5 protein-coding genes and 2 pseudogenes are annotated in these 9,029 nt (G+C 63.1%); 5 read left to right on the top strand and 2 right to left on the bottom strand.

Annotated elements, in window-relative coordinates; genetic code table 11:
• Positions 1 to 74: 74 nt before the first annotated feature.
• From J0I42_RS06805 to J0I42_RS06790, 3 genes and pseudogenes are all read left to right on the top strand, one after another.
• Positions 75 to 1,419: pseudogene (locus tag J0I42_RS06805) on the top strand (transposase).
• A 153-nt stretch (positions 1,420 to 1,572) separates the two neighbouring features.
• A pseudogene (locus tag J0I42_RS23970) lies at positions 1,573 to 2,351 on the top strand (SDR family NAD(P)-dependent oxidoreductase).
• A 310-nt stretch (positions 2,352 to 2,661) separates the two neighbouring features.
• A complete protein-coding gene (locus J0I42_RS06790) occupies positions 2,662 to 2,949 on the top strand; it encodes a hypothetical protein (RefSeq protein WP_061966319.1) in 288 nt (95 codons plus the stop codon).
• Between the two features lie 135 nt (positions 2,950 to 3,084).
• Here the strand turns inward: J0I42_RS06790 and J0I42_RS06785 are convergent, their stop codons facing one another.
• Together J0I42_RS06785 and J0I42_RS06780 are read right to left on the bottom strand one after the other, a co-directional pair.
• A complete protein-coding gene (locus tag J0I42_RS06785) occupies positions 3,085 to 4,527 on the bottom strand; it encodes a UdgX family uracil-DNA binding protein (protein ID WP_291654025.1) in 1,443 nt (480 codons plus the stop codon).
• Positions 4,524 to 5,756 (bottom strand): putative DNA modification/repair radical SAM protein, encoded by a 1,233-nt coding sequence (locus J0I42_RS06780; RefSeq protein WP_291654023.1) that lies wholly within the window; start codon positions 5,754 to 5,756, stop codon positions 4,524 to 4,526. Before J0I42_RS06780 ends, J0I42_RS06785 begins: the two co-directional genes overlap by 4 nt.
• A 182-nt stretch (positions 5,757 to 5,938) precedes the next feature.
• Between J0I42_RS06780 and J0I42_RS06775 the strand changes: the two genes are divergently transcribed.
• Together J0I42_RS06775 and J0I42_RS06770 are read left to right on the top strand one after the other, a co-directional pair.
• A complete protein-coding gene (locus J0I42_RS06775) occupies positions 5,939 to 6,487 on the top strand; it encodes a biliverdin-producing heme oxygenase (protein ID WP_291654021.1) in 549 nt (182 codons plus the stop codon).
• On the top strand, positions 6,484 to 9,018 hold the full coding sequence (locus tag J0I42_RS06770) for an HWE histidine kinase domain-containing protein (protein WP_291654019.1): 2,535 nt from the start codon (positions 6,484 to 6,486) through the stop codon (positions 9,016 to 9,018). The genes J0I42_RS06775 and J0I42_RS06770 overlap by 4 nt, the downstream gene beginning before the upstream one ends.
• The last annotated feature ends 11 nt before the right edge of the window (positions 9,019 to 9,029 follow it).

Genomic DNA, 9,029 nt, shown 5'->3' with positions numbered 1-9,029 from the left:
CGATTTTGTTGAAAAAGCCTGTGTTGCTGGAAGCTTGAGGTTCTGATTCAGTCGCCCTTGCGGAGGGCGACGCGATGATGGGTGAGCGGACGGTTGCGCAGGAGGCGCTGTTCTACGAGTTCAGCGTTGAGCGGCATGTCCCGGCCAACCACTTGTTGCGCTCGATCGACCGCTTCGTCGATCTGTCCGGCGTCCGTGCGCATCTCCGTCCCTACTACAGCGACACCGGCCGGCCCTCGATCGATCCCGAGCTGATGATCCGGATGTTGCTCGTCGGCTACTGCTTCGGTATCCGCTCGGAGCGCCGGCTGTGCGACGAAGTCCATTTGAACCTCGCCTATCGCTGGTTCTGCCGGCTCGGGCTGGAGGACGATGTGCCCGACCATTCCACCTTCTCGAAGAACCGGCACGGTCGCTTCCGCGACAGCGATCTGCTGCGCGAGGTCTTCGAGACGACGGTCCGGCGCTGCATGACGGAGGGTCTGGTCGGTGGCGAGGGATTTGCCGTCGATGCCAGCTTGATCAAGGCAGATGCCAATCGCCAGAACGGTGTGCCCGGCAAGGACGGGTTGCCGCCCGAGGCCACCAACCATGCGGTGCGCGAGTATCTGGCCGTGCTGGACGATGCCGCCTTCGGCGCAGCGACGCCGGTCGTGCCAAAGTTCATCTCACCGGCCGATCCTGCCGCACGCTGGACGGCAGCTCATGGCGGGCAGGCCTTCTTCGCTTATGCGACCAACTATCTGATCGACCTGAAGCATGCCGTCATTATGGACGTCGAGGCGACCACCGCCGTGCGGCAGGCGGAGGTTGGCGCCGCGCGAACGATGATCGAGCGCACGCAAGATCGGCTCGGCATCTGGCCCGAGAAGCTCGTCGCAGATGCCGCCTATGGCTCAGCCGAGAACCTCGCCTGGCTGGTGCACGAGCGCGGGATCGAGCCGCATATCCCGGTGTTCGACAAATCCCAGCGCCGGGACGGCACCTTCAGCCGGTCCGACTTCGCCTACGATCATGATCGCGATCTCTACATCTGCCCGGGCGGCAACGAGCTTCGGCAGTTCCGCCGCCCCTTCGCCGTGCCGCGCGACGGCATCGATCGTGAAGGCCTCATGCGCTACAGGGCAATCAAGCGCGACTGCGATGCCTGTTCCCTGAAGCCGCAGTGCTGTCCGAAAGACCCTGCCCGCAAGATCCTCCGATCCATCCACGAAGGCGCCCGCGATATGGCGCGCGACATCGCCGCCACCGACGCCTACGTCACCTCGCGACGTGAACGGAAGAAGGTCGAGATGCTCTTCGCTCATCTGAAGCGCATCCTCAAACTCGACCGCTTGCGACTGCGAGGCAGCCACCGCCCAGAACCTCAGGAAAATGGCGAAGCTGATGCCGGCCGGAGCACCGTCCCTGGCGGCATAAGGGCGCACGCACTCTCAGCGATCCGTTCAGCCTCAATCAGCAGCCGACCCACAGCCGACTTTTTCAACGCAATCGACCCATTGCCGACATCGCGTCGTGACAAAAGTTGTGCGACCGCTCCTTTTTGCTATGCATCGGTGAAAGCGAGGGCACATGGCATCTTCACCGTTCGATCTGACAGGCACAGCAGCAATCATAGCAGGCGCCAGCCGCGGTATTGGCTACGCAATTGCTCGGCACTTCCTAATCCAAGGAGCCAATGTTCTTATCACCGGCCACGAATTGGCCGAGACGGAGAATGCCAAGAAGTCTCTCGCCTCTGAATTTCCCGAAGCTCAGATTGAGGCAATAGCCGGAGACATCAGTGACGAGGCACATGCCAGCGAGATCGTTACTATGGCAATGGGTGCGTTCGGTCATTTTGAAGCCGTCGTCTCCAATGCCGGGATCGACATCATCAAGCCCGCACTCGACTACGCACCGGAGGAGTGGGATCGGGTTATCGCGGTCAATTTGAGGGGTCGTTTCTTGTCGCTCAAGCTGCCGCCAGAAGTTGGGTGGCTGCTCAGCAGCGGGGAGGTTCAATCACAGTCACTTCCTCAATTGCCGGGTCTGTCGGTATCCCGACGCTAACGCCCTACGCTGCGAGCAAGGGCGGTGTGAACTTGATGGTAAAAACCCTCGCGGCTGAGTGGGCCGTGCATGGCATTAGAGTGAACGCAGTGGCACCCGGATACGTCGCCAACATCATGGCGGGTGTAGTCGCCCATGATGATCCTAAATCAGATGAGCGGATCGCCACGTTCACTCCGCTCGCCCGCCGAGCGACGGTTGATGAAATTGCCGCGCCCTTCGCTTTTCTCGCCTCCAACGGAGCGTCATACATCACCGGAGCGATCATTCCGGTTGACGGCGGATATACCGCGCTCTGACGACTGGGGATGTCCACTAACGACCCATCTGAGACATTCGTCACGTCAGCTGGCTTGACACCCATGGCCCAATAGAGACGCCCCGCCAGTCGAGCTGCCGGGGCGAGTTTGGTGCCGAGGTGAAACGAGAGACAGGTGAACGCCGGCTTCGACCGGAGATTCCGTTCTTCGTGGCTGCTCCGATGCCACCGATAAGACAGACTGGATTTGTGAAGACCATGAACCCGGCGGCCAGTTTCCTGCACTGATAGTAGCGGCGGGAACCTCGGCTTCTTCGCGGCGTTCAATGCCGTCTCGCTCAGGAACGACAATGGTTCAAATCTTGACGCTGTGCCGCATCGATACGGAGTGGGGCTTTCGCGACGTGACGGGTGCCGAGTATGGCCGATCCGACGACATCAAGCACTCTTTCGAAATCGCTCGGCGCATGGCGCAACGTGTGGGTGCGCAAGTCCAGTTCACGCCGGAAGCTGAAAGAGCCTACCGCGATGTGATGGAGGAAGCAGGACAGGGAGCACCCCGCAATATGGTCAAGCCAGCGAAACCAGCCGGCTTCCGGGCACTGGCCGGCCGCCTGGCGAAATGGCGCAAGCGGTAGCTTCGCTGCAACGACAACCAATGCTGAAGCCCGGCTGCCGCCAATCGGGAGCAGCCACAACAACCGCTGCTCGCCTCCAATCGAAGGCAAAAAAGAAAGCCGTCCGGTTGGCCGTATAGGCCTCCCCGATATTGCTCAATGCCGGAATATACGTTGCTGAACGCGAGTGAGGTCTGCGACGAACCGGGCATGTTCGCGCGATCGCACCTCTTCATCCGGAAGACGCAGCAGGAATGAAGGATGGACGGTGGCCAGCAGCGGCGTGCCGTCTTCGAGCGCGAGCTCGCGATCCCGCGCGCTGGCCAGCGAACCGGCATGCCCCGTCAGCGATCGCAGGGCGCTGGCGCCGAGGGCAACGACAAGCCGGGGTTTCACGAACTGCAATTCGAGATCGAGCCAGAAGCGGCAGGCCTTGATCGCCCCGACATTGGGCTTCTCATGGATGCGGCGCTTGCCGCGAAGCTGGAATTTGAAGTGCTTCACCGCATTGGTGACATAGGCGCGAGCCCGATCGAGACCCGCTTCCTTCATCGCCCGATCGAAAACCTGCCCCGCCGGCCCGACGAATGGCTGGCCGGCAAGATCCTCCTGATCTCCAGGCTGCTCGCCGACGAAGAGAACGCGCGCGTCCAACGGCCCTTCTCCGAAGACCGTCTGCGTGGCGTGGCAATGAAGATCGCAGCGCGTACAGCGTTGCGCCGCAGCGGCGGCATCCTGCCACGACGTGATCGCAGATTCATCGGCCGGCAGTTCGGGACGGTGCCGAAGCTGCCTGACATGTCGTGCGGGTGGCTGCGTCGGGGCGCGCATCACCATGTCCTCCGCTCGCCGGGCGGCGCTTGCGATCAGAGGCACAATCAATTCGGCCTCGGGTAGGTTCCGCCAGTATTTCACCGGCATCTCGCTTTTCATCGCCTTCGGCTTCAGGCGGGCCGGGTTAAAGATGTTGGCGTAGTAGGCGAGCCAATAGGCTTCCATGGCATCGCCGTCCGGTGCGTCGTTCTTGCTGGCGGCCGGGCCGAGCTTGAGCGCCGTGCCGTCCCAGTGCAGTGACCCCTGCGGCGTCATGATCGACCAGATCATTCCGGCGAAGCGCCCCGTGAAGAAGCTCGCTGCCCGTTCAAGGATGAAATGCTCCGGCTCGAACCAGGCGATGAACGGGCCGTCCTCGCCCGCGCCCGACACGGCCCGGAAGCGGACGAAGGCGGTCATCTTGTGCAGGTCGCGTCGCACCGATCGGGCCATTGCCTCGGCGCGCGCAACCTCGGAGTCTGCCGCATTGTCGAGCAGGTGCGGCTCGTCCTGCAAACGCAGCAGCAGGCGATGCAGCAGGACGAAACGGCCTCCATCCCGATGGCAGACGACGTTTTCCGCAAGCTCGATGAAACGGCGAGACACGGTCAGGGCGGTGGTTTCGCCGGCGATTGGGGCGGCGTTGTCTATCGCAAACAACCCTGCATCATCGTCGCTCGTCAGCCAGGCGACGGCTTCGGGCCGAATGCCGGCAAGCGCGAGCCGACGGGCCTCGCGGCGCCAGCCGGCAAAATCGGCTGGCCCGTTCAGCCGGGCCGCGATCACGCGAACAGCATCAATTGCCGCGGTTGCGGCTGCAACCGGGCGCGCAGGTTCTGGGCGTCGAGCCCGTTGCCCGGCCGCCAGCCCTCCGCCAGGATGAAATGCCGGATTGTCGCGAGCGAGCGCGTCAGCCGACCGACATCTTCCAGCCTGAGCCGCCGGAACCGCCGCGAGGCCAGGATGCGGTCGACACCGCGCGTGCCGAGACCCGGCACCCGCAGCAGGGTTTCGCGATCGGCCCGGTTCACGTCGACGGGGAAGCGTCCGCGCTCGCGCAGCGCCCAGGCGAGTTTGGGGTCGATATCGAGATCGAGCATCTCGTTGCGGCCCAGAATTTCCTCGGTCTCGAAACCATAGAAGCGCGTCAGCCAATCAGCCTGATAAAGCCGGTGCTCGCGCATCAACGGCGGCGGTTGGAGCGGCAACAGGCTGGAGGCGTCGGGAATCGGGCTGAAGGCCGAGTAATAGACCCGCTTCAGGCCGAAGCTGCCATAGAGCCAAGCACTGCGCTTCAGGATGGCGGAATCGCTTGCGCCATCGGCGCCGACGATCATCTGCGTGCTCTGCCCCGCGGGGGAGAAGACCTGAGCCTTCGCATTCTTGTCGCGCTCCTCGCGCGCCTCATCGATCTTCAGCTTGAGGCCGCCCATCGCGCTCTTGATTTCGCCAGCCTGCTTCTCCGGGGCTAAACGCGCAAGCGCCGCCTCGCTCGGCAATTCGACATTGATCGACACCCGGTCGGCGAAAAGCCCCGCGCGCTCGATCAGATCGCGGCTCGCGCCCGGAATCAGCTTGAGGTGGATGTAGCCGCGGAACCCGTGCTGCCGGCGCAGCGTTTCGGCGACGCGGACGAGTTCCGCCATCGTATAGTCGGCCGAGCGGATGATGCCCGAGGACAGGAAAAGGCCTTCGATATAATTGCGTCGGTAGAAATTCAGGGTCAGCGCGACGACTTCCTCGACCGAAAAGCGAGCGCGGCGAACATTGCTCGACGAGCGGTTGATGCAGAAGACGCAGTCAAAACTGCAGAAATTCGTCAACAGGATCTTCAGCAACGAGATGCAGCGACCGTCAGGCGCATAGGAATGGCAGATGCCGGCACCGGTGGTGGAGCCCAGCCCCTTTCCGTCGCGCGAATCTCGTTTGGTGGTGCTGCTCGATGCACAGGAGGCGTCGTATTTCGCGGCATCGCTGAGGATTTCGAGCTTTTCAAGAACCGTGAGCTGAGCCATCGCCTTTCCTTTTGTTCTTCTTATGTTCTTATAGCGATCTCTGGCCCAATTCAAGACGGTCTGTTGGGCGAGGATGCGGGGCAGGCCGGAACGACAGGAAAACCCGCAATGAAAACAGCGTGGATTCCGCTGATATCGGGTTATAGCGATGCTGATGCGGAGCGATTCCAGGTGCCGACGCAATGATTGAGATCAGAAGTTTCCTGCGCGACGAGACAAACGAGCTTCATCGCGAACTGGATGCCGTCGTCGGCGTTTTTTCGGACCGTGCCGCATATGCCGGCTTCCTGCAGGGCACGTTCCGCCATCGCGCGCCGGTTGAGGCCGCCCTGCTGAACGCCGATGCCGCGCGCATCTCCTCGTGGCGGCCGCGCCAACTTGTGCCGGAGCTGAAGGCGGACCTCGCCGACCTGGCGCTCCCGCTTCCCGCGGCCGAGCCTTTCGATCTGTCAAATGACATCGCTGGATTTCTGGGGGCCGCCTATGTTCTCGAAGGCTCCGCCTTGGGCGCGCGCGTGCTGGTAAAGGGAGTGGGCGACCTGGGGTTCGGGCCTGAATGCGGAGCACGTTACCTCTCGGTCCAAGTCAGCTCTCTCGATAGCTGGCGCTTGCTGCTGGTCGCGCTCGAAGGGCTCGACCGGCGAGCGTGGGATGCAGCTTCGCAATCGGCCAAGGCTGTATTCCTGCACGCCATCCAGGCCTTCACCTCGGAAGAACTCGCTCCTGCATGACGACCGTTGACCTGACGAACTGCGATCGCGAGCCGATTCATATCCCCGGCAGCGTCCAGCCCCATGGCTGCATGATCGTGTGCGATGCCGAGGCTGTGACGATCCGGCGCCATTCCAGCAATGCCAGCGCCTTCCTCGGCCTTGGGGAGTTCGAGCTTGTGGGCCGCAGGCTTGAAGAGATCCTCGGCGGACCGGTCGTGCATGAGATGCGCAATGCGCTCGCGCGTTCCGGGGTGCCCTCCCGCGCCGGCTTGATGCCCCGCTATCGCCTGCCCGCGCTGGATCGCGAGTTCGATATCTCGATCCATGCCTCCAAGGGCAACGCCATCATCGAGTTCGAGGAAAGCGTTCCGGCCGGGCCAAGCTCGCCGCTCGAATTCGCCCGAACGCTGGTCGGCCGGCTCTCGGATGTCACGACGCCGGCCCAACTGATCAAGAACGCGGCGCGCCTGCTCAGGGCGGTGCTTCAATACGACCGGGTGATGATCTACCAGTTCGCGCCCGACGGTTCCGGCAAGGTCGTCAGCGAGGCCAAGCGGCCCGATCTCGAAAGCTTCCTCGGGCAGCATTTCCCAGCGAGCGACATTCCGCAGCAGGCACGGCAGCTCTATCTGCTCAATCCGATCCGCGTGGTTTCGGATTCGAGCGGCGAGCGCTTTCCGATCATGCCCGTGCTGGACGCTGCCGGAGAGCCCCTCGATCTGTCCTATGCCCATTTGCGCAGCGTCTCGCCCATCCATTGCGAATACCTGCGCAACATGGGCGTTTCGGCCTCGATGTCGGTCTCGGTCATCGTCGACGGCGCGCTCTGGGGGCTGATCGCCTGCCACCATTACAGCCCGCGCTCGCTCTCGATGAACCGCCGGATTGCAGCGGAGATTTTCGGCGAGTTCTTCGCGCTTCAGCTGGGTGCTCTCACGCAGAAGCAGATGCTGCTCGCCGCCGAAAGGGCACGGGATTTTCTCAACGGTCTGCTTTCGTCCGCCGCCCATGTGACCGATGCTTCGGGTTTCCTCGGTCAGCACCTCGCCGCGTTCCGCAATCTCGTCGAAAGCGACGGCGTCGGCGTCTGGGTGAATGGCGAGTGGCGTGCAGAAGGCAGCGCGCCGCCGGCGGAGTTCGCTGAGGAGCTGGCCGCTTTCGTCGGATCGGTCTGCGAAGGGCGGATCTGGGCGACGACGGCACTGGCTGAGGCGCTGCCGTCGTCGCGCGACCATGCCGGCGCTTTCGCTGGCATGCTGGCCATCCCGCTCTCTCAGATCCCGCGCGACTATCTCTTCTTCTTCCGCAAGGAACTGGTCCACACAATCGAATGGGGCGGCGACCCCAACAAGACCTATACGACCGGCCCCCATGGCGACCGGCTTACGCCGCGACAGAGCTTCGCCGTCTGGAAGGAGACCGTAGCGGGCCATTCCAAGATTTGGACGCCGGTCGAGCGAGAGCTGGCGGAATCGGCGCGCCGGACCCTGATTGAGGTCGTCCTGCGCCAGAGCGAACTCTTGGCGGACGAGCGGAACAAGGCCGAAATCCGCCAGAAGATGCTCAATCAGGAGCTCAATCACCGGGTCAAGAACATCCTCGCTCTGATCAAATCGATCGTCGCCCATCCGCTCGCGGAAGGCGCGACGATCGAAGCCTATGTCACTTCGCTGAAAGGGCGGATCGAGGCGCTCGCCATTGCCCATGATCAGGCGATGCGAGCTAGTGGAGGCGGGTCGCTGCTCGACCTCGTCAACGCGGAAGCTTCGCCCCATCGGACGAGCGGCGGCACGATCACGGTTCGCGGTCCGTCCGTTGCCCTCGATGCCCGCGCCCTCTCGGTCGTCGCTCTGGTGATCCATGAGCTGATCACCAACGCCGCCAAATATGGAGCGCTATCCGTCAAGACCGGCGAGCTCACCGTCGGCTGGTCTGCCAATGCCGGGGGCGATTGCGAGATCCTCTGGCAGGAACGCGGTGGCCCGCCGGTCACGCCGCCATCGCGTCAGGGCTTCGGCAGCATCCTGATCGATCGCAGCATTCCCTACGATCTCGGCGGCCGCAGCGACCTTGTCTTCGAGTCCGAAGGCGTCACGGCGAAACTCTGCATTCCCGCCAAGTTCGTTCGCTGGACAGAAGATGCGGCATCTCTAGAGGAAGCTTCCGTTCCGTTGAAGGGGAAACCCGGCCGGCCGCTCGAAGGCAAGCGCGTGCTGCTGGTCGAGGATCAGTTCATCATCGCCATGGATTGCGAGGACATGCTGGCGACGCTGGGGGCGAGCCAGGTCGAGGTCTGCGCGAATGTCTCCGAGGCCCTGTCGTTCCTGGGCCGGACGGTGCCGGATCTCGCCATCCTCGACGTCAATCTCGGCTCGGAAACCTCGGAGTCGATCGGCAATCGCCTGCGCGAGCTCGGTGTCCCCTTCCTCTTCGCGACCGGCTATGACGATCTTGCTATCCTCGGCGTCGCTGAGGCGACGACACTCCGCAAGCCCTACAATCTTGCTTCGCTGGAGGCAGCGCTGCGCAGGCTTCCAGGCGTCGCGTAACTCACGAGCGT

The sequence above is a fragment of the Allobosea sp. genome (genome assembly GCF_017308015.1).
Lineage (GTDB): Bacteria > Pseudomonadota > Alphaproteobacteria > Rhizobiales > Beijerinckiaceae > Allobosea.
The sequence above is the reverse complement of the archived record's forward strand: the minus strand, read 5'-3'. Positions and strand labels throughout refer to the sequence as shown.

Excerpts from the sequence above, each read along its gene's own strand:
- J0I42_RS06790 (WP_061966319.1), top strand. The coding sequence starts at position 2,662 with ATGGTTCAAATCTTGACGCTGTGCCGCATCGATACGGAGTGGGGCTTT.
- J0I42_RS06780 (WP_291654023.1), bottom strand. The coding sequence starts at position 5,756 with ATGGCTCAGCTCACGGTTCTTGAAAAGCTCGAAATCCTCAGCGATGCC.
- J0I42_RS06775 (WP_291654021.1), top strand. The coding sequence starts at position 5,939 with ATGATTGAGATCAGAAGTTTCCTGCGCGACGAGACAAACGAGCTTCAT.
- J0I42_RS06770 (WP_291654019.1), top strand. The coding sequence starts at position 6,484 with ATGACGACCGTTGACCTGACGAACTGCGATCGCGAGCCGATTCATATC.